Below are 24,776 nucleotides of genomic sequence, written 5' to 3' on the forward strand. Positions count from 1 at the left end.
GATTGCGACAGCGCCGCCCCCCCGGACCGCTCTCGGCCTCAGCTGGGCCGACGCTCTCGCGCCGCCATCCTGGTATTCCAAATGTGACAGCGAGTGCCGCAAAACCATTGACCACCTGTGATCTGGGCCATATTCTGTATTCCATACTTCAATAAATCAGTTCCGCATTATGGAAGTCAGCCCGACGGGGGGCTTGCGACCGACGGGTGCGGAACCGTCAGCATCGAAACGGAGCACCCCATGCAGACGAACCCCAGCGGCACCGATCCCACCATCCCGGTGGCGACACAGCCGGGACCGGAAACGCCGGACCATCACCATCACCACCATCACGACTTCACGGGCGATCTTCCCCGGATGTCGGAGCTGACCGGCGTCGAACTCAGCCCGCGGCTCTACAACAAGGACCTCGCCCCCACCCGCAAGGCCGGGCGCACGTGGACCGCATACAGCATCTTCACCCTCTGGGCGAACGACGTGCACAGCCTCGGCAACTACGCCTTCGCCGTGGGTCTCTTCGCCCTCGGCATGGGAGCCTGGCAGATCCTGCTGGCTCTCGGCGTCGGCGCGGTGCTCCTGTTCCTCCTGCTGAACTTCTCGGGGTTCATGGGGCAGAAGACCGGCGTCCCCTTCCCGGTGATGAGCCGCATCAGCTTCGGCATCCGCGGCGCCCAGATCGCCAGCGTGGTGCGTGGCGCCGTCGCGGTCGCCTGGTTCGGCATCCAGACCTATCTCGCCTCGGTGATCTTCCGCATCATGATCATCAAGCTGATCCCGGGCCTGGCGCCCCTGGATCGGAACGACATCCTCGGCCTGTCCACGCTGGGCTGGATCGCGTTCGTCATCCTCTGGATCGTTCAGCTCGTGATCGTCAGCTTCGGCATGGAGATGATCCGCAAGTACGAGGCGTTCGCCGGTCCCATCATCCTGGTGACCATGGCCGCCCTGGCCATCTGGGTCTTCGTGCAGGCCGGCGGCACCATCGAGATCAACGGAATCAAGCACATGGACGCCGGCGAGACCTGGCGCAACATCTTCGCCGGTGGCGCCCTCTGGGTCTCCATCTACGGCACGTTCGTCCTGAACTTCTGCGACTTCACCCGCAATGCGGTGGGCAAGAGCTCGATCGTCAAGGGCAACTTCTGGGGCATCCCGATCAACATGCTGCTCTTCGGCGCCATCGTGGTGGTCCTGGCCGGCGGTCAGTTCAAGATCAACGGAACCCTCATCACCTCGCCTTCCGACGTGGTGCAGCTGATCCCCAACACCCTCCTGCTGGTCCTGGCCTGCCTGGCTCTCCTGGTCCTCACCGTGGCCGTCAACCTGATGGCCAACTTCGTGGCTCCGGTCTACGCGCTGACCAACCTCTTCCCCAAGCGCCTCGACTTCCGCCGGGCGGCCTGGGTCAGCGGCACCATCGGCCTGATCATCCTGCCCTGGAACCTCTACAACAATCCGTTCGTCATCGTGTACTTCCTCGGTGGCCTGGGCGCCCTCCTCGGCCCGCTGTTCGGTGTGGTCATGGCGGACTACTGGCTGATCCGCCGCGGCAAGGTCGAAGTGGTCAAGCTGTACACCGAGGATCCGCAGGGGCCGTACTTCTACAAGCGCGGCTTCAACCCCAAGGCCATCACCTCCATGCTGGTGGCAGCCGCGGTGGCCGTCGTGATCGCGTTTGTCCCGGCCCTGGAGCACCTGGCCGCCTTCGCCTGGTTCTTCGGAGCCGGTATCGGGGCCCTGGTCTACTACTTCATCGCGGACCGCGGCGCACGGTACCTCGACTCGGACGGCGAAGTGATCGCCGTGGCCAGCACGCACTAGCGCACCGGCGCCTTCAGTCACCGTCAGCAGACGACGGCGGGGCGCGGCTTCCGCGCCCCGCCGGATCCTTGGGAGAAACACATGAAAATCCTGGTTGCCAACGTCAACACCACCCAGACCATGACGGACTCGATCGCGGCCCAGGCCCGCGCCGTCGCCGCCCCGGACACCGAGATCGTGGGCATCACGCCGCGCTTCGGCGCGGATTCCTGTGAGGGGAACTTCGAAAGCTACCTCGCCGCCATCGCGGTGATGGACTCCGTGGTCAATTACGACGGCGAGTTCGACGCGGTGGTGCAGGCCGGTTACGGCGAGCACGGCCGGGAGGGCCTGCAGGAGCTGCTCGACGTCCCGGTGGTGGACATCACCGAAGCCGCGGCCAGCACCGCCATGTTCCTGGGCCACAAGTACTCCGTGGTCACCACCCTGGACCGGGCCGTGCCCCTCATCGAAGACCGCCTCAAGCTGGCCGGACTGGATGACCGGTGCGCCTCGGTCCGCGCGAGCGGCATGGCCGTGCTGGAGCTCGAGGAGCACCCGGAACGCGCCGTCGAGGCGATCGTCCGGCAGGCCGAGCTGGCCGTCACGGAGGACAAGGCCGAGGTGATCGTGCTCGGCTGCGGTGGCATGGCGAATCTGGACGAGCAGATCCGGGAGCGCTGCGGCGTCCCCGTGGTGGACGGAGTGGCCGCGGCCGTGCTGATCGCCGAGTCGCTCGTGCGGCTGGGCCTCTCGACCTCGAAGGTCCGCACCTACGAGACGCCGCGGCCCAAGAAGGTCATCGGCTGGCCCATCACGCAGGGTCCCGTACGGTAGTCACCAGGTCCGACCACCCCGGAGCAGACCGGTTTCAGCAGAGCAGGATCGATCCATGAACGGCACGGCACCATGAACACCACAGCACAGCAGACCGACGGCGGACCCGCCCCGAGGATCGCGGTCGTCACCGGGGCCGGATCCGGGATCGGGCGCGCCGTGGCGCGGCTCTTCCTGGCCGAGGGCTGGGGCGTGGTGCTCGCCGGGCGGCGGGCCGCCGCGCTCGAGGAGACCGCGGACGGTGCGTCCGGAGCGCTCGTGGTGCCGTGCGATGTCACCGTCCGCGACGACGTCGCGCGCCTCTTCGCCCAGGCGCGCGAGCGTTTCGGCCGAGTGGACGTCCTCTTCAACAACGCCGGGATCTTCGGCCCGAGCGGGGCGGTGGACGCCGTGGATCCCGAGGGCTTCGAGGAGACCCTGCGGATCAACGTCACCGGCTCGTTCCTCTGTGCGGCGGAGGCGGTGCGCGTCATGAAGGAGCAGGTGCCTCAGGGCGGCCGGATCATCAACAACGGCTCGATCTCGGCGCATTCGCCGCGGCCATTGTCTGTGGCCTACACGGTGAGCAAGCATGCGATCAGCGGGCTGACCAAGAGCATCGAACTGGACGGGCGGCCGTTCGGCATCAGCTGCGGCCAGATCGACATCGGCAACACCCGCACGGAGATCATGGACGTGATCGGCGTGGGCGACGGCGCGCTGCAGGCGGACGGTTCGCGCAAGGTGGAGCCGATGTTCCCGGTCGAGGACGCGGCGCGTGCGGTGCTTCTCATGGCGTCCATGCCGGCGAGTGCCTCGGTGGGAAGCCTCCTGGTCACGGCGGCGGGGATGCCCTTCGTCGGACGGGGCTAGCAGCCGCCCGGGAGGCCGGGGAATTGTGAGTGATTCTGAATAAAGCGGATATTACTGATTTCACATGATGGAAATAAATTATTTCCTTGTGGAACCAATGTGATCTTCGTTACCTTGGGTTGCACCCGGAAGCCGGGTGCAACCCAAGAGAATGGTTCAGGACATGAAGATCCCCACCGAAGCGGAGCTGAAGGCGAGTTCGGCCCCGCGGACGAAGGCGCCGCTGTGCCGGCCGCTCTTCCTCCAGATTCTGATCGCCGTCGTCGCAGGTTTCACGATCGGGCAGTTCCGCCCGAGCGTCCCGGTGGGGGGACGCGATGTCTGACATCCAGAGGGCCGATGATCAGAACTCGGCCACCTCGCCGCTTCCGGCGAACATCGCGCGGGCGGGCAAGAGGGGCATGGTCCGCTGGTCCATCGGCATCCTGCTGTTCTTCGCGGTTCTCATCAACTACATCGACCGCAGCTCGATGTCCGTGGCGGAACACGATATGCGGATGGAATTCGGCATGACCGAAGGCCAGATCGGCATCATCCTCGGCAGCTTCGGCTGGACCTACGCCATCATGCAGATCCCCATGGGCATGCTGCTGGACAAGATCGGCATCAAGTGGGTCATGCGGGTCGCGACCACGCTGTGGGCGATCTCCTGCTTCCTGACCGCGGCTGTCAGCGGTATGGGCCTGCTCCTGGTGGCCCGACTCATCCTCGGTCTCGCCGAGGCCCCGATCTTCCCGGGCGCCATGAAGACCACCGGCTACTGGTTCCCGCGCTCCGAGCGCGGCATGGCCACCGTGATCTTCGACAGCGGCCAGCGCCTGTCCAATGTGATCGGCTTCCCGATCGTCGGCGCAGCCGTGGCCATGTTCGGCTGGCGCGGCGCGTTCATCACCATCGGTGTCCTCAGCCTCATCTACACGGCCGTCTTCTTCTTCCGGTACCGCGACCCCAAGGAGATGAACCGCAAGGGCAAGCTGAGCGACGCCGAGCTGGAGCACATCCTCTCCGGTGGCGCCCAGCACGAGGACGCCCCCAAGCCCAACCCCCTGAACAACCTCGGCTACATCCTGCGCCAGCGCAAGGTGTGGGGCATGTCGCTCGGCCTCGGCTGCGCGGGCTACGTCCAGTGGATGCTGCTCACCTGGCTCCCGGGCTTCCTGCAGTCCCAGATGCACATGGACGTCGCCAAGTCCGGCCTCGTCACGGCCGTGCCCTGGCTGTTCGCCGTGATCGTCCAGTACGCCCTCCCGGGCTGGTGGCTGGACCGTCTGATCAAGAACGGGAAGTCCAGCACCACGGTCCGCCGCGCCTTCATCATCGGTGGCATGCTGCTGGCCATCACGATCGCGGGCACCGCCTTCACCACCGACCTCTTCTGGTCGCTCGTGTGGATCACGCTGGGCACCACGGGCATAACCATCGCGTTCAGCGTGACGAACTCGCTGCCCGCCCTCATCGCCCCGGAAGGCGCCGTGGGTGCCACGGGCGCCGTCATGAACACGGTGAACAACATCATCGGAACCACGGCCCCGATCGTCACCGGCTTCATCGTCCAGTTCACGGGCAGCTTCGCGGTGGCATTCATGGTCGCCGGTGTCATGCTGGTGATCGGCATCATCTTCTACACGGTGGTGCTCGGCAAGATCGAGCCCATCCCGCCGAACCCGGCAACCCTGGTGGAGCCCGCCGTCTGAGCCGCTCCCACTCGCGAAACGCCACAGGGGCACGGTCTGCACCGTGCCCCTGTGGCGTTTCGTCGTGCGGGCCGACGGCCCCCGCCCGCGGGTTGAAAGCGAGTCAGAGCGGCTCAGAGAGCGCAGCCGGCTCCCGGCACGGCGGCGGAGCAGTCCTGGGGGTGCTCGGTGCACCACGGAGTCGCGCCGGGCAGACGGTACCGGTGGGCTGCGATCCAGCGGTAGGCGGCTTCCTGGAGGCGTCCGACGCCGGGGATCCGGTAGACGGTGGCGAAGAAGCGGCCGCCGAGGGCGGTGTCCAGAATGGCCGAGATGGCCCGTGCGCCGCTGTGCCGTTCGCCGTCGTCGGTCAGGGCCCAGATGGCAGACCGCGCCTCCTCATGGCTCAGGCGGAAGGCGTCCAGCGTGAGGGGATCCTGGAACGGGTGGAAGGCGATCCGGTCGCGCCGGTCCATCCGGCGCACCCAGCCGACCGCCCGGGTGCAGAACCCGCATTGACCGTCGAACACCGCGTCCATGACAACCCCGTTTCACTCGGGCCCGCGGGCCCGGGAGTCCGGGCGCGCTGCCTCCCTTCATCGTAACTCCGCTTGCGGAAGTGTGAGTCTGTGATCCCACTCGCCTCCGAAAGTGATCAAAACCACACATTGATGATTTTTTGTGATCAATATCGCCTCAAATGGTGCGATATCAATCACACTCTGCGTAGACTGTGGGCAACAGAATTCCTCTGGTCCCCCGTCGGCCCCGGCCGCGAGGACAGAAAGGGCCGGATCGGTCCCCAACCTTCAGGAGATGCAGTGTCGCTCATCCAGGACATCAGGAGCACGCCCCGTGCGGGGCTCCTGGCAGGCATTACCGCCGCCGCGGTCGGCATCATTTACGGGTACGACTCCTCCAACATCGGCGGCGCGCTGCTGTTCCTCAAGGATGAGTTCCGGCTCGACGAAGCCGGTCTCGGCCTGGTGACCACCACGGTGGTGATCGGTGAGGTCGTGGGCGCTCTCCTCGGCGGTGTGCTGGCCAACAAGCTCGGACGCAAGGTCTCCATGGTGCTGGTGGCCGCCGGGTACGCCCTGTTCGCGCTGCTCAGCGGCCTGACCCCGAACCTCGAGGTCCTGGTGGCGGCACGTCTGTTCCTCGGTCTGACGGTCGGTGTCTCCATCGTGGTGGTGCCGGTGTTCGTGGCGGAGAGCTCTCCGGCCAAGATCCGTGGCGCCATGCTGGTGGCCTATCAGGTGGCCACCGTGTTCGGCATCATCCTCGGCTACCTCGTGGCCTGGGCGCTCTCCGACGCCGGCGCCTGGCGCTGGATGCTCGGCCTGGCGGCCATCCCGTCCCTCCTGGTCTTCTTCCTGGTGCTCCGGATCCCGGACACCTCCCGCTGGTACGTCATGAAGGGCCGGATCGCCGAAGCCCGAGCGACCCTCGCCAACATCGAACCCGACGCGGACATCGACCGCGAGATCGCCGACATGCAGGCCGCGCTGAGCGAGGAGAAGGGCGGCGCGCTCAAGGAGATGCTCCGCAAGCCGTACCTCCGCGCCACCATCTTCGTGGTCATCCTGGGCTTCTTCATCCAGATCACCGGCATCAACGCAATCGTCTACTACAGCCCCATCCTCTTCAAGTCCATGGGCTTCGAAGGCAACGCCGCCATCCTGGGCCTCCCCGCCCTGGTCCAGGCCGTCGCGCTGGTGGCCGTCTTCATCTCCCTCTCCCTCGTGGACCGGGTGGGCCGCCGTCCCATCCTCCTGGGCGGCATCGCGATGATGATCGCGGCCAACATCCTGCTGGTGTGCGTCTTCATCGCCGGCGGCAACACCTTCGGTGGCATCCTCACGGCGCTCGGCTTCATCGGGGTCCTGCTCTTCACGGTCGGCTTCACGTTCGGTTTCGGCGCACTGGTGTGGGTCTACGCCGGTGAGAGCTTCCCGGCCCGGCTCCGGTCCCTGGGCTCCTCCGTGATGCTGACCAGCGACCTCGTGGCCAATGTGATCGTCGGGTTCCTCTTCCTGCCGATGCTCAGTGGCCTCGGCGGTGTGGGCACCTTCCTGGTCTTCGGTCTCCTGGCCCTGGCGGCCTTCGGCTTCGTCTACAAGTTCGCCCCGGAGACCAAGGGCAAGAACCTGGAGGACATCCGGATCTTCTGGGAGAATGGCGGCCGCTGGGAAGCGAAGCGGTAGCCTCGCCCCCTGACGCACGACGACGGCGGCGTCCCCCTCACGGTGAGGGGGCGCCGCCGTCGTCGTACAGGTCTGCGTGGAGGGGCGCAGCAGGGACCCTCGCCGCGCCGCCGGGTGAGCCCTAGACTCGCAATGTGAACAGCAACGACGCCGCCCACCGGGGCGCTCCCGTCAACCGGGGCCTGGCCCTGTTCCGCGCGTTCTTCGCGCTCCTGGGGCTGGCCGCCGTGGTGACCCAGCTGGCGAACCTGCTGATGCGGACCCCGCCCGGGAAGATCAGCAACTTCCTCAGCTACTTCACCATCCAGTCGAACATCATGGTGATCATCGTGCTGGCGATCGCCGCCGTCGCGGCGTGGCGGGGACGAGGTGCCCGCTGGCTGGACTACGTGCGGGGCGCGGCCACCGTCTACATCTCCATCACGGGGGTGGTTTACAGTCTCCTGCTGTCCGACGTCGACGTGAACACGCCGCTGCCGTGGGTCAATGTGGTACTGCATTACACGATTCCGACCATCACGGTCATCGACTGGCTCGTCGATCTGCCGTCTCCGCGAATCGGTCTGCGCTCGGCTCTCGTCTGGCTCGCCTACCCTGCGCTGTACCTGGTCTACAGCCTGGTACGCGGTCCGCTGGTGGACTGGTACCCGTATCCGTTCCTGGATCCCCGGATCTCCGGATACGGGCAGGTGGCCGTGATGAGCGTGCTGATCGCCGTGGCGGCGTTCGTGTTCGTGGCCGTGGCGGCCCTGTCCACGCGGCTGGCGGGTCCGCGAGCCCATCTGCACCAGCACCGGCAGCCGGACGGACCCGTCGATCCGGCCGTGGACGCCTGACGTTCAGCTCAGCGGTAGCTGCTCGCTGAGGTCGGCGCGCGTCCCGGATGCCACCACGCGACCGGCCGTCACGGCATCGGCCCAGTTCAGGGTTCCGGTCACGAGTTCCAGCCAGGTCACGGCGTCCGTCTCGATCACATTGGGCGGGGTCCCGCGCGTGTGCCGGGGGCCTTCGATGCACTGGGTGACCCCGAACGGTGGGACGCGCACCTCCACGGAGTTGCCGGGGGCGCGGGACGTCAGCTCCTCCAGGGCGTAGCGCACAGCCATGGCCGTGGTGGCGCGGGACGGCGCGGCGGGTGCGTCCGCCGTCGATCCTGCCCGGGCGGCCTGCCAGGACGCCAGCGCCGCCTGGCCCTCCGCGACGTCGATCCGCCGTCGTGCCCCTGCCATCCCCGCTCCTAATCGAGCAGTGCCATGACGGGGGTCCCCAGGCGCAGCCCACCCACGGGACGGCCGCCGCCGAGCACCGGTTCCACGATCCGTTCCAGCACCGCCGCCACCGGCCCGACTTCGAGGGCCCCGGCCGCTGTCAGAAGGGTCAGCGCCACGAGGGACGCCGCGCGGAGGTTGCCGTCCAGGATCTTCAGCGCCACCGTGGCGCCGGAGGGGGCGGCCATGACCATGACGCCCTCGGCGCCCAGCTTCGCGATCACACCCAGCTCTTCCATCACCACGGTGTTCGCCTCGCCCTTGCCCTGCACGGCCCAGGGGTAGTCCAGCATGGAGGTGGCGATGGTGGCGGCGCGGGCATCGGCGTTCTTGTCGCCCGGGGCCTGCGCCAGCCGCGAGTACGCGCGGGCCAGCCCGGTCAGGGAGACCGCGGCCACGGGCGCCCCGCAGCCATCGGTGCCGAGATGGGCGATGCGTTCCCCGGTGAACTCCTCGATCACACTGCTGACCAGGCGCTGCAGCGGGTGGTTCGGCTCCAGATAGCCGGCCTTGTTCCAGTCGTTCTCGGTGCACGCCCACAGGAAGGCGGCGTGCTTGCCGGAGCAGTTGAACGCGACGCGGCTGCGGCCCTTGTCGGTGCGCACCAGCCAGTTCCGGGCCGTCTCGTCCTGGGGCCAGTCGGCGGGGCACTGAAGATCCGATTCCTTGTTGCCGCCGGCGCGGAGCATCCCCTCGACCACGTCCATGTGCTCCAGCGAACCGACGTGGCTCGCGGCGGCCAGCGCCACCTGCGCGCCCCGGAGCGGCACGCCGGCGCGCATCGAGGCGAGCGTCTGGAACGGTTTGAGAGCGGACCGTGCGAAGACCGGGGAGTCCACGTCTCCCAGCGCCGTGACCACGTGGCCGTCCCCGGAGAGGACGACGGCGGATCCGATGTGGCGGGATTCGATGAAACCGCTGCGTTCCAGGACGGCGAGTTCCACCGCGGAGTCGGCGTCGAAGGTCGCCTGAGAGGTGTGGGGCATACCGCCAGTTTATGGCCCCACGCGCTTGCCTACCGGTTGCGTGCTCAGCAGATGCGGGTGTTTCGGCTGTGCACCCGCATCTGCTGAGCACGCAACGGTGCCCGGCGCGCACCGGCGTCACCGTTCCCCGCGGACTGGGCGCGTCTGACGCCCGCCCAGTACCCTTGGTGACTGTGAAGGTACTCGTCCTTGGCCCGGGTGGCCGCGAACACGCCATTATCCGTTCCCTCCTGTCCGACCCGCAGGTCGCGGAGGTCCACGCAGCACCCGGCAACGCCGGAATCGCGCAGCTGGTCCCGTGCCACGCCGTCGACGCCAACGACCCGGCCGCCGCCACCGCACTGGCCGTGAAGCTGGATGTGGACCTGGTGGTGGTCGGCCCTGAAGCACCCCTGGCAGCCGGCGTCTCCGATGCCCTGCGTGAGGCGGGCTTCCCCGTGTTCGGTCCGAGCCGCGCCGCTGCCCAGCTGGAGGCCTCCAAGGCGTTCGCCAAGCAGGTCATGGCCGAGGCCGGCGTTCCCACGGCACTGGCCAAGGTCGCCGTGAACGCGGACGAAGCCGCCGACGCCCTGGACACCTTCGGCGCGCCGTACGTGGTCAAGGACGACGGCCTGGCGGCCGGCAAGGGCGTGGTGGTGACCTCGGACCGTGAGGAGGCACTGGCCCACGCGCAGGCCTGCTTCGACGCCGGCGGCACCGTGGTGATCGAGGAATACCTGGACGGCCCCGAGGTCTCCCTCTTCGTCCTCTGCGACGGCAAGACCACCGTCCCGCTGGCCCCGGCCCAGGACTTCAAGCGCATCTTCGACAACGATGAGGGCCCCAACACCGGTGGCATGGGCGCCTACAGCCCGCTCGACTGGGCCCCCGAGGAGCTCGTGGCCGAGGTCATCGACCGCGTGGCGCAGCCCACCGTGGACGAGATGGCCCACCGCGGCACGCCCTTCATCGGCGTCCTGTACTGCGGCCTGGCGCTGACCTCTCGGGGCCTGCGCGTCATCGAATTCAACGCCCGTTTCGGCGATCCGGAGACCCAGGCCGTGCTGGCCCGGCTCAAGACCCCGCTGGGCGGCGTGCTCCTGGCCGCCGCGAAGGGCGAACTGGACCAGGCGGAGGAGCTCCGCTGGTCCCGCGAGAGCGCTGTCTGCGTGGTCCTGGCCGCCGAGAACTACCCGGACACCCCGCGCAAGGGCGACCGGATCCGCGGTCTCAAGAAGGCCAACGCCCTGGAAGGCGTCCACGTGATCCACGCCGGGACCGCGCTGGATGACGAGGGCAAGGTGGTTTCCGCCGGTGGCCGCGTGCTCGCCGTCGTCGCGCTGGGCGATGACCTGGTGGAGGCCCGCGAGAAGGCCTACGACGGCATGGAGCTCATCCAGCTGGAGGGCGGCCAGTTCCGTCGCGACATCGCGGCGAAGGCGGCCCGCGGGGAGATCGTGGTGGCGTCCCGCCGGGCGCCGGGCCGTCACGTGACCTCGGAAGGGGAGCAGGCATGAGCGGGCTGGACACCGAGGTCCTGGAGCTGCCGGGGTACCGCCACGTCTATTCCGGCAAAGTCCGCGACCTCTACGAGCCCATCGGGCCGGACGCGCCCACGGACCGCATCCTCGTGGTCGCGAGCGATCGCATCAGCGCCTTCGACCACGTTCTCGAGTCGACCATCCCGGACAAGGGCAAGGTCCTGACCCAGCTGAGCCTGTGGTGGTTCGAACAGCTCGGTGTGGAGCACCACGTCCTCGGCTCCACGGAGGCCGACGGCGTCCCCGCGGCCGTGGTGGGCCGCGCCATGCTGTGCAAGAAGCTGGACATGTTCCCGGTAGAGTGCATCGCGCGCGGCTACCTGACCGGCTCCGGGCTGGCGGAATACCGCGAATCCCGGACCGTGTGCTCCCTGCCGCTGCCCGAGGGCCTGGTGGACGGGTCCCGTCTGGAGCCCGCCATCTTCACCCCTTCCGCCAAGGCCGAGGTGGGCGAGCACGACGAGAACATCACGTTCGACGCTGTGGTGGACGTGGTGGGCCCTGACGTGGCCGAACGCCTCCGCGAGCTGACCCTGACCGTCTACACGCGCGCCGAGGGGATCGCCCGGGAACGCGGCATCATCCTGGCGGACACCAAGGTGGAGTTCGGCACCGACCCGGCCACTGGCGTCATCACCCTGGGCGACGAAGTCCTCACTCCGGACTCCTCGCGGTTCTGGGACGCGCTGGCGTACGAGCCGGGCAAGGCGCAGCCGAGCTTCGACAAGCAGTTCGTGCGGGACTGGCTGTCCTCGCCGGAGTCGGGCTGGGACAAGGCCTCCGACACCCCGCCACCCGCACTCCCCGCGGAGGTGGTCGAGAAGACCCGGGCCCGGTACGTCGAGGCCTACGAGCGGCTCACGGGCCGCGCCTTCGAGCCGGAGGCTTAGCCGCAGCAGAACGGCTGTCAGCAGACGGAAGGAGGGGTTCGACGGCGGTGATCACCGCGCGACGTGCATGCCGACCTCGTCCTCCTGAGCGACCACTTCACGCAGGATTTCGATGGCCGCGGGCAGCTCATCCGTCAGGTAGAGCCACTTGGCGCGGATGAAGCGGAGCTCCAGTCCGTCACGCAAGGTGCCGGAGACGATCGTGTGCGCCAGTTCCGCGCGCTCCAGGGCTGCCAGGGTGGAGGCCTCCACGATCCCGGAGTTCAGGCGCATGGCCGCCGAGGCCTTGTTGAAGTTGGCCCACTGTTCGATGTCATTGCCGGGGGAGAGGAGCTTGGCGGCGCGATCATGCTGGGCCACGCCCTCTTCGTAATCGTGGCGCATGAACGCCACATTGCCGATCACCCAGGCGACGATGCCGGACATGTGGTCCACGGACTTGGCGCTGACCTCCTTGGAGAGGATCTTGCACTGTTCCCATGCCTCGTCCAGGCGGCCGGTCTCGGCGAGAGCGCCGATGTAGATCCGCAGCGCGCTGGAGTAGATGGGGGAGTCCTTGGGCAGCTGCGCCCCGAGGGCCACGGCCTGCCGGGCGTGCTCCACGGAGTCGGCGAGGCGGCCCTGCCCATGGCAGACGGCCGCGAGCATCTGGCGGGCCCGCACGCCGAGACCGGCGCTTTCCACGGCCAGACGGTGCTCCACGAGCTGCTCCACCACGCCCTGGCATTCGGAGTACTTGCCCTGCTTCAGCAGACACTCGGCCTGCATGTACCGCATGTTCCACCAGGCGCTGACGTTCTTGGCGTCGAGAGCGATGCGCGCGGCCTCGGCGGCGTGCTGGGCGGCCAGCTCGTAATCGCGGAGGTCCCAGGCCTGGCGGGCGTACAGAGCGGCCAGCACGTAGTCCGCGTCATTCTGGGTGACCCGGTTGTTCCACTCTTCGAGTGCCTTGGGGGCGAGCTCCAGACGCCGGGCCAGCTCCTGGATGACGTCCCGGGTGGGTTCCCTCCGGCCGGTCTCCAGCAGGGAGATGTAGCTGGGCGAGTACAGGTCCTTGCCCAGCTCAGCCTGCGTCATTCCGCGTTCCAGGCGCTCGGCCCGAAGCCGCTCACCAAATCCGCTGCCCATTGCCCCTCCTCAAGTTTAAGAGGCCTGGAAGCCGCTCAAACCTTGACATTATCGTTTGTGATTACTTTACAATGTATGTCAATGCGGTTCATCTTATGTCCGTAGTGTGATCCCCCGATCCAGTCAGTACCAACGCATCGCTGGCGGCATCTGCCACTGAAGCTCATACTCCCTATAGTTCCCCACGGAAGAGCAGAACATGTTGAAGAAACTCACAGCAGGCGTTGCCCTGGCTGCGGCCCTGGGCCTCGGTGCGCTGAGCGTCCCCGCCGCGAGTGCCAACGTCGGCAACTGGCCCGATCCATCGAGCGTACAGGCAGTGGGCAACTGGCCCGACCCGGCGCGACTCAACGTTGGAAATTGGCCTGATCCGACCACCTTCGCCGCTGGCACCAAGACCAAGTCCTCCATCGTCACGGACACGGCCCGCCTGAACGTGGGCAACTGGCCCGATCCCTTCTAAACCGACGGCCGGCCCCCTCCTTCAGAGGGCTTGAGCCACCCGGAGCGGGTGCTCCGCCATTGTGCGGGGCACCCGCTTTGCGTTGCCCGGAGAACCGTCCCGTATTCCGCTGCCGGCGCAACCGGGAGACTCTCATTTCCCAGGTGACAGAAAAAGTCACAAGGGCCCCCGGACCAGGGGCGGAGATTGTCAGGCGAGTCGAATTCCGGGCGGCTCGTCGGCCCGGATCCGAGGGTCTCGTGGCCCCGAGGACTGCCGGCGGCGGTGCCGGATTTCACAGACTGGGCGCCCGCCGCCTGCGTGCTCTGGATGAACCCTCCCTGGGGCGCCTGTCAGTGGTGGAAGGCACTCGCCTCGCCGGGTTCGGGGAGCGGAACCGGCGCTTTGGTGAGGAAGTCGACGGCGGCGCGGACGTCCTGCAGGAAGCTCTCCGCGAGATCCCGCGTGAAGCCGTTGCGCACCACCACGCGTTGCACGGTCAGGTCCTCCATCCCGTCCGGCATCGGATACGCCGGCACCAGCCAGCCCGCCATGCGGAGCCGGTCGGAGAGGTGCTGCAGGGTCCAGCCGCCCGTGAAGTCCGGCTTGAGGCGCCAGGCGAAGACCGGGATGTCCGAGCCGTCGTTCCACAGCTGGAAGGGCTCCAGGGCACCGATCTCGTGCGCCAGATAGCGGGCGACGTCGCGTGAGGCGGCGTGCACCGAGCGGTAGCCTTCCCGGCCCAGACGCAGGAAGAGGTAGTACTGCAGGAGCACCTGGGCGCCCGGGCGGGAGAAGTTCAGGGCGAACGTGGGCATGTCCCCGCCCAGATAGCTGACGTGGAAGATCAGGTCTTCGGGTAGCGCTTCCTGATCCCGCCAGACCACCCAGCCCAGGCCCGGGTAGACCAGGCCGTACTTGTGGCCTGAGGTGTTGATGGAGATGACGCGGGGCACCCGGAAGTCCCACGCCAGTTTCGGCTGCAGGAAGGGCGCCACCATGGCCCCGGAAGCGCCGTCGACGTGGATGGGGATGTCCAGACCGGTGGCCTTCTGGATGGTGTCCAGCGCCTTGGAGATCTTCTCGACCGGCTCGTACATCCCCGTGTACGTCACACCCATGATCGCGACCACGCCGATGGTGTTCTCATCCACGTACTTCCCGAGATCGTGGCCGTCCAGCACGGGGTGCTCCTCGGAGATCGGCACGTAGCGCGCCTCCACCTCGAAGTAGTTGCAGAACTTCTCCCAGCACACCTGAACCGCGGAGCTCATGATGAGATTCGGACGCTCGGTGGACTGCCCGGCCGCCCGCCGGGCGTGCTGCCAACGGCGCTTCAGTGCCAGCCCGGCGAGCATGCAGGCCTCCGAGGAACCGATGGTGGAGGTGCCGACCGAGCGTTCGGGATGCGGGGCGTTCCAAAGGTCCGCGAGGATGCGCCAGCAGCGGTGCTCGATGTCCGCGGTCTTGGGGTACTCGTCCTTGTCGATCATGTTCTTGTCGAAGGTTTCGGCATACAGCTTCCCGGCCTCCGTCTCCATCCAGGTGCCCACGAAGGTGGCGAGGTTGAGGCGGGCATTGCCGTCCAGCATCGCCTCGTCATGGACGATCTGGTACGCCGTGGAAGGGAGCGCCGCCCCTTCCGGAATCGTGAAACGCGGGAACTCCGTCGCCTCACCGGGGCGGCTGAACAGGGGGTTCAGCTCGATGGAAACGTCCGAGGTGTCGCTGCCGAACGCGGAGGAATGGTGGGGTTTTCTGCGGGGAGCGGTCATGTGCCCAGCCTAGGAGAACGTCCTGGGCCGGTGAACCCCGGTGGCTGGGAAGGAGCCGGGAACTCACCCGGGAATCACCCGCAGCTGCCATGAATTTCACTCGGATGGAGTGATGATTTCCCTGCTCGCCGGACGGTAATTTCAATGCGGAATTGTGTCTAGAGTGAGGGTTCTGATGGGGATGAAGCGAATTTCACGGGGGCCGGGGGTCGCCCTTGCGATAGCCGGGCTGATCGTGGCTCCGATTGTGGCGGCACCGGTTGCGCAGGCCGCGCCGTCGTGGGAGCCGGCGATGATCACCACCTCCCCTGTCGCGGCGAACATGGTGAATCTGAGCAGCAAGCCGGGCGCTCCGAAGACGATCTGGCTCGTCTTCGACGGTGGCACCGTGACGAATTCCCCCTGGAACCAGGATCGAGTGAATCCCACCCGCAACGGGTCGCCCATCACCTGGACTCCGGTGCCGGGAGACTCGAAGGACCTCCGCACGGAGATCTTCCAGCGCATGGCCGAGTATTTTTCGCCGTTCGACGTCAACGTCACCACGGTCAGGCCGTCCCGTGACGCCCTCTCCCGGGACTCCAAGGCCGACACTCAGTACGGCGGCGTCGCGGTTTTCTCCGCTCAATCCCTGGGGGAGAACCAGGGTAAGGGACTGAGCCTTGTCGAGGGAGCACTGGGAGTCGCGCACTCGGGCAGCTTCGGCGACCTGACCAACTCCTACGCCTGGACGACAGCGGTCGGACAGGAACCGCGCAACGGCCGTCAGCTTGCCGCGACAGCCGCTCATGAGGTCGGGCACACGCTCGGGCTGAGCCATCACGGCTGGACTGACGGGACCAGCACCGACGCCTACTACACGCCGACTTCCGGTCTGTGGGCGCCGGTCATGGGCAATGCCGACGACGTCGGAATGGACCGCTGGTCGAACGGCCAGTACCCTCACGCAACGAATCCCGGCCAGGACGATCTCGCAGTGATGACCAATGCCAATGCCTACTCCGAGTCGACCGCGATGTACCTGCGGTCCAACCACCAGCCGTATGACGGATCGTACTGCGGCACCAACGCCGATCTGGTGGCCGGAGACGCCTACGTCCCGATCAATGACGAATGCGATGTTCCCGACGGGCAGCAGCCCCAGTACCTGGATGCGATCGTCTACGGCACCGGTCGCATCGCCTACCGCACGGATCTCCACTCCGATGTCCGTGACACCTCGGCGACGCTGTTGACCCCTGGATCGAAGACCGACGGTGTCATCGAACGGAACGGGGACAAGGATGTCTTCCGTGTGGTGGCATCGGCCGCCGGTGTTCTCGACGTGAGCGCGGTGACCGCCCGTTACGGCCCCATGCTGGACATCCAGCTGAGTGTGCACAACTCGGCTGGGACCAAGCTGGCGTCCTTCAACCCGGCGCTGGGTGTGAACGACGGCGAACGGCGCTCCTACATTACGGGTGAGAGCGCGGCGGGCAGGGTCGCCCTTCCCGCGGCCGGAACGTATTACGTCACGGTCGAGGGAGTGGGCTACGGAGACCTCTCCAAGGTCACCAGGACCAGCACCACCATGGCCGCGGCAGCCTACGGGTCGATCGGTCAGTACACGGTCTCGGCCGTTTTCACGGTCCCCGTGCTCACGGCCGCAATGAAGGACCGGACCGTCACCCTCGGCGCGACCCTCAACGGCTCGCCGACGCCGGTCAGCTACAGCCTCGACGGCGGGGCGAGCTGGCAAGGGTATTCAGCGCCCTTCACCGTTGCCGGGACCGGACCGAAGGACGTCCTGTACCGTGCGACGGTCGGCGGCTCCACCGCCAAAGTGAGCGTTGCCGCCACCGCCGGCAGCGCGGCCCTGACGCCTCTCGGCACGGCGGGGACCTTCGTGGTCGGCGATTCCGTGTACGGATTCGGCGCAAGGGTGACTGACAGCCAGGGCCAGCCGCTCGCCGGCAAGACGGTCAGCTTCACGGTCACCGGCAACGGCGCACCGAGCACTCTCACGGCGACGAGCAATGCGGATGGCATCGCTGTGCTTCCCCAGATCAAGGCGACGACGGTCGGGACCATCATGGTCTCGGCGTCGGCGGGAGGCCAGAGTGTCACTTTGCCGGCCATCACCGTCAAGGCTGAGTCCGCCACCATCCAGGGATGGGTCAGTGTCGCCAAGGCGACGGTGGCGGGGAAGGTCGTGCTCAACGTGTCGGCCTACAACGAAGGCGCCGCAGGGTCGGAGCCGGTCAACATCCAGGTGAAGACGAAGTACGGCACCAAGACGTATGCGGGCATCACCCCGAGCAAGGGCGTCATGGTCACGTTCAAGACGTATGTCCCGTCCATTCCGGCGGGAACGGCGGGCGCGAGGTACACCGGTGAGACCTCCGGCGACATCAAGAATTATGAGGAATCGTATGAGTGACGAGATGAATCGACAGACTGGTGCCCCGGCGGGCGTCGTGCGGCGCCAGGTGGTGCGGGCCGGTGTCTGGAGTGTTCCGGTGATCGCGGCCGCCGTCGCGGCGCCGCTCGCGTCGGCGTCGCCCAGCCAGGTGCTGAGCCTGATGATCCTGAATGGTGATTCGACCGGTTCGGATGGTCTGTCGACCACTTTCGCGGGGGTCAATCTGAACGAACCGAGTGTCCCGCTCATTCTGGGGATCTCGACCACTAGTCCGGCCGGCCCGGCTTCGGGTGCTCTGACGGCGACTCTTTCCCCGAACGCCGTCGGAGTCGCGGGATGGGAAGGTGGGGCCGGGAGCGTCTTCGTGGCTGCAGTGGAGGACGGAGGCGCAGTGCTGCCGTTCGAGGCACTCGGTTATGGGGCCTTCACCCTGACGGTCAGCATGGGGACTCAGACGTGGCTGCTGAACATCATCTTCTCGGCGTAGCCACGGACGTCAGGCGCAGGACCGTCACCGCTGTGCTGGCGGCGCTCCTCCTCAGCACGGTGGGGTGTTCCGGCCCGGTCGACGCGGATCACCCCACCGTTTCCACCGAGGGGACGCCGTCCGGTGGTCCGTCGGGTTCCTCGGCCGCAACCCCGGCTCCCGTTGTGACCCCGACCGGCATCCGGCTGCTGGGACCCGATGAACCGGTGATGATCGACGGCGACCCGGTCGCCGTCGTCGTCGAGGTTCTGGCCGAGGGCAAGCCGAAGGCCGGACTTCCGGTGACGTTCACCGTCGAGTCAGGCCCGGCGAGGTTCCCCGGCGGGTTTGAAGCGGCCATGACGGATGAGACCGGCGTGGCCGTCGCGACGACTCTCGAACCGTCCAAGGCGGGCACGGTCATTCTCCGGGTGACGTCGGGAGAGCGCACTGCACGGGTGAAGGTGACGTTGCTTGGCGCCAGGCCCTAGGGAAGTGCTCCGGAACGGGTGTAGTGTTCGGGACCCGTGGAACTTCCGCGATCCGAACGCGGCTGCCCCGCGGGGCTACGACTCACGCCGAGGGGCACATGAATCACGCGAACGATGACCTCAGAAGGCTGATCGTCGAAGGCTCGACGACGCCTCCGCAGTTCGACGCAGCCTTCGTGCACCGCACCGGGCTGATCGATCAGGTGAGGTCGGGGGACTCGCGGGTCGTGACGGTCTCCGCGCCGGCCGGGTACGGCAAGACTTCGCTGCTTGCGGAGTGGTGTCAGTCGGAGGACCGCGCCGTCGGGTGGCTCTCGTTCCGTGAAGAGGACAACGATCCGGCGGCACTTCTGCGGCTTCTGGCTCATGCCTGCATGGGGTTCGCTCCCGGTGCGGCCGTCTTCGACGGGCAGGTTCCCACCGTCGACGGCGCGGTGCTGGGACGGGCGGCGCCTGCACTCGCTCTGGCACTCTCCCGGGCCGAGCGTTCGTTCGTGCTGTTCCTGGATGATGTGCATCTGCTCAGCGCCGTGGACTGCCTCGATGTCCTGGATGTCGTCCTGGCCGGGGTGCCCCGGGGATCCCAGATCGTCCTTGCGGCCCGGCATGGTGCTGCCCGTTTCGCACGCACCGGCCTGGCGGCCGGAGCTGCACGCATCAGCGCGGATGATCTGCGGATCGATCTGACCGGAGCGGCGACGATCGCCGAGGAGGTCGGTGTGGCCGTGCAGCCGGCGGCGCTCAGGGATTGGGTGGACCGGTGTGACGGGTGGGCTGCGGGAATCCACATGTGCGCACTGTTGGCTAAAGACGGGAGCTCCGCGTCCGTTTCGGACCACGAGCTGTTCGCCGACTACCTCTATCAGGAATGCCTGAAGGACCTGACCGAGGACACCCGGCAGTTCCTCGTGAGGAGCTCGGTTCTGAAATGGCACATCCCGGATCTCTGCGACGCGGTGCTGGATCGTACCGACTCTGCTCGCGTCCTCCGGTCACTGGAAACCCGTCAGTTGTTCGTGACGGCCGAGCGAACGGGCCGGGCCTACCGCCTGCATCCTCTGTTCCAGGAGTTCCTGCATCACGAATTGCTGCGGGAGGCTTCTGGTTCCGTCCCTGCGCTGCACCTCCGGGCCGCCCAGTGGTTCCAGGAGGTCGGCCGTCTTCCCGAAGCCATCGAGCATGCCATCGCCGCGGAAAATTTCGACCTGGCCATGGCACTCGTCACCGCCGCTGCACTGGAAGCCTATGAAGCAGGGCACGACGTCGCCTTGTCGCGCTGGCTTCGGCAGATCGGTGACCGCCCGCTGCTCAGCAACGCCTCGGCCCTGGTGATCATCGCCTGGTTCGCGGTGCTGGCGGGCACCGATGACGATGCCGACAAGTGGAGCACTCTGCTGCGGCAAGTGCCCGATGGCGTCGGGGCCGACGGGATGAACTTCACCTCCGCCAAGTCGATGATCGAGGCCATCATGATGAAGGGCGGGCTGAAGCGGGCTCTTGTCCAGGCCGAGTACGCCGCACAGACCGAACCATTGGGGAGCCCGTGGCGGGATCCGGCCCTGCAGATATTCGGCAGCACCCTCCTGCATAGCGGTCTGGAGGACCAAGCCCGACCGGTTCTGCAGGAAGCGAGATTCACTGCGGATGCGCGACGGAATCCCGCCACGATCGTCATCTGCGAGACCGAATTCGCCCTGTTGGCGATCGAGAACAACGAGTGGGCGCGGGCGCGGAAACATGTGGACGAAGCCCTCGAGATCATCCGGGAGCACGGTATCGACGGCTACGTCATGTGCGCCTATGCCCGTGCAGCGGCGGCATGCGTCAGGCTCCAGGCCGGCGACCGTAAGGCGGGGGAGCAGCTGCTGGCGGCCGCGATGGCGGATCGGCTGCGCTGCGGCCGAGCCGTGCCTCTTCTGGCGATCCCCAGCAGGTTGCTGTTGGCGCGCGGCCATCTCCAGGTGGGGGACCACGAAGCTGCGGCCCTCTTGTTGGGGGAGGCCGAGAGCATGCTTCCGCCCGAGGGTGGCCGCGCAGCACTGGACGAGCGTGTCGAGGCCGTGCGTCGAGCAGTGCGGGGCGCCTCAGATCGCGCCGGAAAAGCTTCCCCGATGGTAAGTCTGACGGCAGCGGAACAGCGCGTGCTGCCATACCTTCAGACGCATTTGACGCGTGCCGAGATCGCACTGCGGCTGTTTGTGTCGCCGAACACGGTGGGGACTCAAATCTCGGCGATCTTCCGTAAATTCGGAGTGACGAACCGGGCAGATGCGGTCCAGAAAGCGTTCGCCCTGGGTCTGCTCGGGGTCGTCGTGGAGTCGCCGACGTCGGGTTGACCTGCCAGGGCTCGGATGTCCGTCAGGGGACCCGGCACTCTGATGGCGGGAATCGGACAACGCGTGTGAGGCTCCTCGCGCTTTTCACCTGGATGAGGTGATGACCGCGGCCCGTTCGATCCTTACTCTGGGGGAACCCTTCTCCCTCCAAAGAATAGATATCATCGTGAACCACACCTCTTTTCCCCCCTTGTCCTCCCCGGCGAGCAACGGAAGGGCGTCATGGCTACGCCTCAGCGCGGCAGAATACTCACCGGCCATCATTCTTCGGTCAGTCTGGCCGTTGAGCCGGACTTTCTCGTGGAGAATCCCCATAGTTCGGAATGTGGCAGCATTTTGGTTGACGCCGTGGGTGATCGTCGGGTTAATCGACGGGTGAATAACTGACCTACGTCAGGGTGCGGACCGATGAGAATGATGTAATTCTCAGAGTGGATGTCGCGCCGGCTGAAAAGCGTCGCCTCTCCGGACTTTCCTGACCTGACGGGTGGGCCGACATTCATGCAGTGAAATGGTGCATAGTTCCGTTGAACCCGCTGTTCGTCCCCTGAAACAGCAGCTGGGAACACCGGAAACCGGGTGGGATGCACTGCTTCGCTGGCCGTTGACGTCCTGAAACAACCTGGTCCGCGGGGGGCTAAGACCGGGGTGACGGGTGGACGTTACGGCCGCCGGGTGGCTTGCTCGTGAACTCCATCGCTTCGATGGCTCAGCACCGCCAGGGGATCCGAGGGCATGGGCATCTCCCATCGACAAGTCTCATGCTCTCGGGTCCCCGCCCCAACGAGGCGCCGGTGGTTCCCCGAGGTGCAGCCAAGGTCAGGGTCCGGTTGCGCGCTTTCGGGTGGCGTCTATGTGAACCTCCCTGGGTTTGACGATGTCGCCCAACAGATCAAACGGCAGCGTTCCCCGACTCGGGGCGCCTGAGTATGCCCTGGCCTCCGGACGGTTGTGCAGGAAGAGCGTGCTGCCTCCGAAGGAATGACTTGTGACAGACGGCACGAACTATTATGACGGCGCTGAAGGCGGCCGGGTTTTCCGGGAAGCTTTGAAAACCGGGAACCCCGCGCGGATCGCGAGCGTGGCCAACGACTATCTCTGGGCGCTGGCCACGCACGATCACACCTTGCTGATGGACGCGATCGCCAGGCTTCCGGCGGATATCCTCGGCAAATACGACGGTCTGATCCTGGTGCATCCGATGGCTCCGACCTTGGCCCGCTCCGGTCTGCTGGTCCCCGTGAACAGGATCCCGCCTTACGGGCACGTCAACGACGAGCCCACGCATCAGGAGCGGCTGGTCCGGCGGATGATCGCATACAGGATGACAGGTGACCTCTCGGCCGCTGCTGATTTCGCCGACCGTCTGATCGAAAGGCTCGGGCAGCAACGTGTCCCATCCATGGTCGAACTGACAGGTCCCATTCCGCAGTTCTATGTCCATGTCGCCACCACCTATCTCCTGGCGGGCCAGACGAGGAAAGCATTGGTGGCCTTGAGCATCGCCCGGCAACTCGCGGAGCACGCACCGCTCCCTCACGTTCAGCGCGAGGCCTCCGCCAAGGCCGCGATGATCAAAGCGTTCCGCGGGTCCCACGCGGAGGCCTCGGGGCACCTGGTAGATGCCCGGTCCTTGCCGGACGTTCCCGTGTTCCATCAGCCCGTAGTCGTTCGTTCGGAGCGTATCGCTGAGGCGATCACAGCGCTGGAGGAGATGACCCTCGAGGCTGAGAGCTTCGCGCGAAGCCTGGATTCAGTCGACAGCCGGGATGAGTTGTGGCCCTTCGTGGTCCTCGTGCGTGCCCGTCTCGCGATGGCGGCTTCCCGCCCTTCACAGGCACTCGAAAGTGTGCATCATGCGGCCGCTACTCATCCTGCGCACGTCGGGTCGGTCGCCTCGGACATCTCAGGAGCTCTTGAGATCGAAGCGTTCGTGGAACTCGGCGACGTGGCGGCGGCTGAGGAGGTTCACCGGAAAATCCAGCGCCCTGGTCCGCTCGTGTCCTTGGCCCGCATGAAACTGCTCATCCACCAGGGCGACCTCACGGAGGCTGGCCAGGAGTACCGTCGAATCGTGGGGGCATCCGATGTGGCACCGGCCGTGCGTGACCATGCAATGCTCTATTCGGCGTGGATGAGGTTCATCGTCAGCGGTACGGTGGATGAAGTCCAGGCTGAGTCCGTGGCCAATGCGTTGGATCACTCCCATCGACGCATTCTGACCACGGTGCCGAAATCCTTCGTGCAAGCGGTCGCAGGTCGGCTCTCCGAAGAATCCGGGTTGAGGTTTGAACAACTGCTCGACGGCCTCCGCTTCTCCCGACCCTCGATGAGTGCCCCTCAGCTGACGGCTGGTGAGTTGAAGGTGCTTCGTGCGGCCCAAACGCACTTCACGGTGAGTGAAATCGCGAAAGCATTGTTTCTCTCGCCCAACACCGTGAAAACTCAGCTGAAGACGCTGTACAAGAAACTTGGCGTGGACAATCGGGCGGATGCCCTCACCGTTGCTGTGCGAGTCAATCTTCTGGCTTGGCCGGACGCCACGAAACTGAACTCCTGAGGAGTGAACATTCATTCCGGAGAAGTTCAACGAACGGTATCAACTCCGGCTATATCGCAGGGCGTCCTGGAGCGCATCATCTGGTTCGAGTGATATCCGTGAGATGCGGGATGAAATTCCGGGTGATTGCCGGGTGAGCAGAAGAGTGAAGTTTCAGATTTCCGTTCTGCTGGTAATCCGCACCGTGATGCAATTTTTTTAGCCCGTATCGTCGGTTTCTCATCCGCATTGTCGAACCAGAAGCGCTCAGTCGTTCGGATCGGCGGTCGGTCGGATGAGGTTCAGGAAGTACGCGGCAAATTCGTCTCATTCGCATCCACGCGCATCAATCCCAGAAGGCTACAACTTCTCATGAATCCACAGCATCCAACCTCCACAAAGCAAGGGACGTCGCGCCGCGCGGTCGTTCGCAGCGCAGCCTGGTCTCTTCCCGTCATCGCCGTGGCCGTTGCGGCGCCCGGGGCGGCGGCATCCACGCCGCCCGATCCGAAAACGCCCGTCACCTGTGGCAACAGGGCCTCCGGAGACAACGGCACTTACACAGTTGATGATTCGAGAGTCATTGTGAGCTATGTCACTGCTCCTGACATCTATGAGATCAACGTCCACTTCGTCGATGGTTCTTCTGCCTCATATGGCACCAATTACAACACCGCGCCGGCCGCGGGCTCACTCCAGTGGGCCATCGAGACGGGGAAGACCATTGCATGGGTGCAGGTGCACACCTTCAACACGCACTACCAGGATGGCGTCTGTCAGTAGCGTCGCGTCCAGGCCCAAGCAGGCCATGGCTCCACCTGCGCTGTCTCGCTGAACAGCTGGGGCTACCTTTCGGTATACCAGGGCTCTCAGGCGTCAACCTAGCCTCGCCGCTGAGGAGACTGACCGGACTCAGATTCTCATGATCTCCAACGGTTCCGAAGGGACTCACCCGAGTCCCGACAATCCGCCGCCTGTTCCTAAGGCCGCAGTATCAAGCCTGCCGACCGAATATGTGGCCAAGAGCATCACCTGCTCACGAGAGGGTGGAGCACGCTTCAGGTGTGCTCCACCCTCTCGTTCTGTGCCCTTCAATCGCCGCGCAGCCGATGGGATGGCCCTCAGTCCGGGGACTATCGAACAAAATCACCGAAATAGACCGGAG

22 protein-coding genes are annotated in these 24,776 nt (G+C 66.2%); 16 read left to right on the forward strand and 6 right to left on the reverse strand.

What is annotated here, in order from left to right; genetic code table 11:
* Nucleotides 1–357 precede the first annotated feature (357 nt).
* From AB4Y75_RS00210 to AB4Y75_RS00230, 5 genes are all read left to right on the forward strand, one after another.
* Nucleotides 358–1,821, forward strand: coding sequence for an NCS1 family nucleobase:cation symporter-1 (locus AB4Y75_RS00210; protein ID WP_441435229.1), 1,464 nt, complete (start codon nucleotides 358–360; stop codon nucleotides 1,819–1,821).
* Between the two features lie 81 nt (nucleotides 1,822–1,902).
* A complete protein-coding gene (locus AB4Y75_RS00215; RefSeq protein WP_441433910.1) occupies nucleotides 1,903–2,637 on the forward strand; it encodes an aspartate/glutamate racemase family protein in 735 nt (244 codons plus the stop codon).
* Nucleotides 2,638–2,709: 72 nt separating this feature from the next.
* Entirely contained in the window at nucleotides 2,710–3,489 is a 780-nt protein-coding gene (locus AB4Y75_RS00220; RefSeq protein WP_441433911.1) for an SDR family oxidoreductase, read from the forward strand.
* 163 nt (nucleotides 3,490–3,652) lie between these two features.
* Nucleotides 3,653–3,814: a hypothetical protein gene (locus AB4Y75_RS00225; protein WP_441433912.1), complete on the forward strand. Its 162-nt coding sequence runs from the start codon at nucleotides 3,653–3,655 to the stop codon at nucleotides 3,812–3,814.
* Nucleotides 3,807–5,183, forward strand: a complete 1,377-nt coding sequence (locus tag AB4Y75_RS00230; RefSeq protein WP_441433913.1) for an MFS transporter — start codon at nucleotides 3,807–3,809, stop codon at nucleotides 5,181–5,183. Before AB4Y75_RS00225 ends, AB4Y75_RS00230 begins: the two co-directional genes overlap by 8 nt.
* Nucleotides 5,184–5,296: 113 nt before the next feature.
* Here the strand turns inward: AB4Y75_RS00230 and AB4Y75_RS00235 are convergent, their stop codons facing one another.
* A complete protein-coding gene (locus AB4Y75_RS00235; protein WP_441433914.1) occupies nucleotides 5,297–5,701 on the reverse strand; it encodes a thiol-disulfide oxidoreductase DCC family protein in 405 nt (134 codons plus the stop codon).
* 282 nt (nucleotides 5,702–5,983) lie between these two features.
* Here AB4Y75_RS00235 and AB4Y75_RS00240 point away from each other — a divergent pair, with 282 nt between their 5' ends.
* Both AB4Y75_RS00240 and AB4Y75_RS00245 read left to right on the forward strand, forming a co-directional pair.
* Nucleotides 5,984–7,369 carry a sugar porter family MFS transporter gene (locus tag AB4Y75_RS00240; protein ID WP_441433915.1) on the forward strand — a complete coding sequence of 462 codons (1,386 nt, stop codon included), beginning with the start codon at nucleotides 5,984–5,986 and terminating at the stop codon, nucleotides 7,367–7,369.
* A 134-nt stretch (nucleotides 7,370–7,503) separates the two neighbouring features.
* Nucleotides 7,504–8,205: a Pr6Pr family membrane protein gene (locus AB4Y75_RS00245; RefSeq protein ID WP_441433916.1), complete on the forward strand. Its 702-nt coding sequence runs from the start codon at nucleotides 7,504–7,506 to the stop codon at nucleotides 8,203–8,205.
* Between the two features lie 3 nt (nucleotides 8,206–8,208).
* Here the strand turns inward: AB4Y75_RS00245 and AB4Y75_RS00250 are convergent, their stop codons facing one another.
* Both AB4Y75_RS00250 and AB4Y75_RS00255 read right to left on the reverse strand, forming a co-directional pair.
* Entirely contained in the window at nucleotides 8,209–8,598 is a 390-nt protein-coding gene (locus AB4Y75_RS00250; RefSeq protein WP_441433917.1) for a sterol carrier family protein, read from the reverse strand.
* A gap of 8 nt (nucleotides 8,599–8,606) precedes the next feature.
* Nucleotides 8,607–9,623 (reverse strand): asparaginase, encoded by a 1,017-nt coding sequence (locus AB4Y75_RS00255; RefSeq protein ID WP_441433918.1) that lies wholly within the window; start codon nucleotides 9,621–9,623, stop codon nucleotides 8,607–8,609.
* A gap of 173 nt (nucleotides 9,624–9,796) precedes the next feature.
* Here AB4Y75_RS00255 and purD point away from each other — a divergent pair, with 173 nt between their 5' ends.
* Both purD and AB4Y75_RS00265 read left to right on the forward strand, forming a co-directional pair.
* Complete coding sequence (purD, locus tag AB4Y75_RS00260; protein ID WP_441433919.1) at nucleotides 9,797–11,119, forward strand: phosphoribosylamine--glycine ligase; 1,323 nt, start codon at nucleotides 9,797–9,799, stop codon at nucleotides 11,117–11,119.
* Entirely contained in the window at nucleotides 11,116–12,033 is a 918-nt protein-coding gene (locus AB4Y75_RS00265) for a phosphoribosylaminoimidazolesuccinocarboxamide synthase (RefSeq protein WP_441433920.1), read from the forward strand. The genes purD and AB4Y75_RS00265 overlap by 4 nt, the downstream gene beginning before the upstream one ends.
* Nucleotides 12,034–12,084: 51 nt before the next feature.
* Here the strand turns inward: AB4Y75_RS00265 and AB4Y75_RS00270 are convergent, their stop codons facing one another.
* The gene (locus AB4Y75_RS00270) at nucleotides 12,085–13,161 is read right to left on the reverse strand and encodes a helix-turn-helix domain-containing protein (RefSeq protein ID WP_441433921.1); all 1,077 of its coding nucleotides are present in this window, start codon (nucleotides 13,159–13,161) and stop codon (nucleotides 12,085–12,087) included.
* 199 nt (nucleotides 13,162–13,360) lie between these two features.
* Between AB4Y75_RS00270 and AB4Y75_RS00275 the strand changes: the two genes are divergently transcribed.
* Nucleotides 13,361–13,624 carry a hypothetical protein gene (locus AB4Y75_RS00275; protein WP_441433922.1) on the forward strand — a complete coding sequence of 88 codons (264 nt, stop codon included), beginning with the start codon at nucleotides 13,361–13,363 and terminating at the stop codon, nucleotides 13,622–13,624.
* A gap of 332 nt (nucleotides 13,625–13,956) precedes the next feature.
* Here AB4Y75_RS00275 and AB4Y75_RS00280 read toward each other — a convergent pair whose 3' ends face one another.
* Nucleotides 13,957–15,378 carry a glutamate decarboxylase gene (locus AB4Y75_RS00280; protein WP_441433923.1) on the reverse strand — a complete coding sequence of 474 codons (1,422 nt, stop codon included), beginning with the start codon at nucleotides 15,376–15,378 and terminating at the stop codon, nucleotides 13,957–13,959.
* A gap of 292 nt (nucleotides 15,379–15,670) precedes the next feature.
* Between AB4Y75_RS00280 and AB4Y75_RS00285 the strand changes: the two genes are divergently transcribed.
* The 4 genes from AB4Y75_RS00285 (at nucleotide 15,671) to AB4Y75_RS00300 (ending at nucleotide 21,072) form a co-directional block, all read left to right on the forward strand.
* Nucleotides 15,671–17,797: a hypothetical protein gene (locus AB4Y75_RS00285; protein ID WP_441433924.1), complete on the forward strand. Its 2,127-nt coding sequence runs from the start codon at nucleotides 15,671–15,673 to the stop codon at nucleotides 17,795–17,797.
* The gene (locus tag AB4Y75_RS00290; protein ID WP_441433925.1) at nucleotides 17,790–18,266 is read left to right on the forward strand and encodes a hypothetical protein; all 477 of its coding nucleotides are present in this window, start codon (nucleotides 17,790–17,792) and stop codon (nucleotides 18,264–18,266) included. The genes AB4Y75_RS00285 and AB4Y75_RS00290 overlap by 8 nt, the downstream gene beginning before the upstream one ends.
* Nucleotides 18,236–18,736, forward strand: a complete 501-nt coding sequence (locus AB4Y75_RS00295) for a hypothetical protein (protein ID WP_441433926.1) — start codon at nucleotides 18,236–18,238, stop codon at nucleotides 18,734–18,736. The genes AB4Y75_RS00290 and AB4Y75_RS00295 overlap by 31 nt, the downstream gene beginning before the upstream one ends.
* A gap of 98 nt (nucleotides 18,737–18,834) precedes the next feature.
* Complete coding sequence (locus AB4Y75_RS00300) at nucleotides 18,835–21,072, forward strand: LuxR C-terminal-related transcriptional regulator (protein WP_441433927.1); 2,238 nt, start codon at nucleotides 18,835–18,837, stop codon at nucleotides 21,070–21,072.
* An 84-nt stretch (nucleotides 21,073–21,156) separates the two neighbouring features.
* Here the strand turns inward: AB4Y75_RS00300 and AB4Y75_RS00305 are convergent, their stop codons facing one another.
* Nucleotides 21,157–21,387, reverse strand: a complete 231-nt coding sequence (locus tag AB4Y75_RS00305; RefSeq protein ID WP_441433928.1) for a hypothetical protein — start codon at nucleotides 21,385–21,387, stop codon at nucleotides 21,157–21,159.
* Between the two features lie 673 nt (nucleotides 21,388–22,060).
* On the opposite strand from AB4Y75_RS00305, the gene AB4Y75_RS00310 reads away from it, so the two are divergent.
* Nucleotides 22,061–23,632: a response regulator transcription factor gene (locus tag AB4Y75_RS00310; protein WP_441433929.1), complete on the forward strand. Its 1,572-nt coding sequence runs from the start codon at nucleotides 22,061–22,063 to the stop codon at nucleotides 23,630–23,632.
* Nucleotides 23,633–23,758: 126 nt separating this feature from the next.
* Nucleotides 23,759–24,394, forward strand: coding sequence for a hypothetical protein (locus tag AB4Y75_RS00315; protein ID WP_441433930.1), 636 nt, complete (start codon nucleotides 23,759–23,761; stop codon nucleotides 24,392–24,394).
* Nucleotides 24,395–24,776 lie beyond the last annotated feature (382 nt).

Origin of the sequence: Arthrobacter sp. RAF14 (genome assembly GCF_052114185.1) — a bacterium.
Taxonomy (GTDB): Bacteria; Actinomycetota; Actinomycetes; order Actinomycetales; family Micrococcaceae; genus Arthrobacter_E.

Bases quoted from the DNA above. Each gene is read 5' to 3' on its own strand.
- AB4Y75_RS00210 (WP_441435229.1), top strand. From the start codon at position 358: ATGTCGGAGCTGACCGGCGTCGAACTCAGCCCGCGGCTCTACAACAAG.
- AB4Y75_RS00215 (WP_441433910.1), top strand. From the start codon at position 1,903: ATGAAAATCCTGGTTGCCAACGTCAACACCACCCAGACCATGACGGAC.
- AB4Y75_RS00220 (WP_441433911.1), top strand. From the start codon at position 2,710: ATGAACACCACAGCACAGCAGACCGACGGCGGACCCGCCCCGAGGATC.
- AB4Y75_RS00225 (WP_441433912.1), top strand. From the start codon at position 3,653: ATGAAGATCCCCACCGAAGCGGAGCTGAAGGCGAGTTCGGCCCCGCGG.
- AB4Y75_RS00230 (WP_441433913.1), top strand. From the start codon at position 3,807: ATGTCTGACATCCAGAGGGCCGATGATCAGAACTCGGCCACCTCGCCG.
- AB4Y75_RS00235 (WP_441433914.1), bottom strand. From the start codon at position 5,701: ATGGACGCGGTGTTCGACGGTCAATGCGGGTTCTGCACCCGGGCGGTC.
- AB4Y75_RS00250 (WP_441433917.1), bottom strand. From the start codon at position 8,598: ATGGCAGGGGCACGACGGCGGATCGACGTCGCGGAGGGCCAGGCGGCG.
- AB4Y75_RS00255 (WP_441433918.1), bottom strand. From the start codon at position 9,623: ATGCCCCACACCTCTCAGGCGACCTTCGACGCCGACTCCGCGGTGGAA.
- AB4Y75_RS00265 (WP_441433920.1), top strand. From the start codon at position 11,116: ATGAGCGGGCTGGACACCGAGGTCCTGGAGCTGCCGGGGTACCGCCAC.
- AB4Y75_RS00270 (WP_441433921.1), bottom strand. From the start codon at position 13,161: ATGGGCAGCGGATTTGGTGAGCGGCTTCGGGCCGAGCGCCTGGAACGC.
- AB4Y75_RS00275 (WP_441433922.1), top strand. From the start codon at position 13,361: ATGTTGAAGAAACTCACAGCAGGCGTTGCCCTGGCTGCGGCCCTGGGC.
- AB4Y75_RS00280 (WP_441433923.1), bottom strand. From the start codon at position 15,378: ATGACCGCTCCCCGCAGAAAACCCCACCATTCCTCCGCGTTCGGCAGC.
- AB4Y75_RS00285 (WP_441433924.1), top strand. From the start codon at position 15,671: ATGATCACCACCTCCCCTGTCGCGGCGAACATGGTGAATCTGAGCAGC.
- AB4Y75_RS00290 (WP_441433925.1), top strand. From the start codon at position 17,790: ATGAGTGACGAGATGAATCGACAGACTGGTGCCCCGGCGGGCGTCGTG.
- AB4Y75_RS00300 (WP_441433927.1), top strand. From the start codon at position 18,835: ATGAATCACGCGAACGATGACCTCAGAAGGCTGATCGTCGAAGGCTCG.
- AB4Y75_RS00305 (WP_441433928.1), bottom strand. From the start codon at position 21,387: ATGGGGATTCTCCACGAGAAAGTCCGGCTCAACGGCCAGACTGACCGA.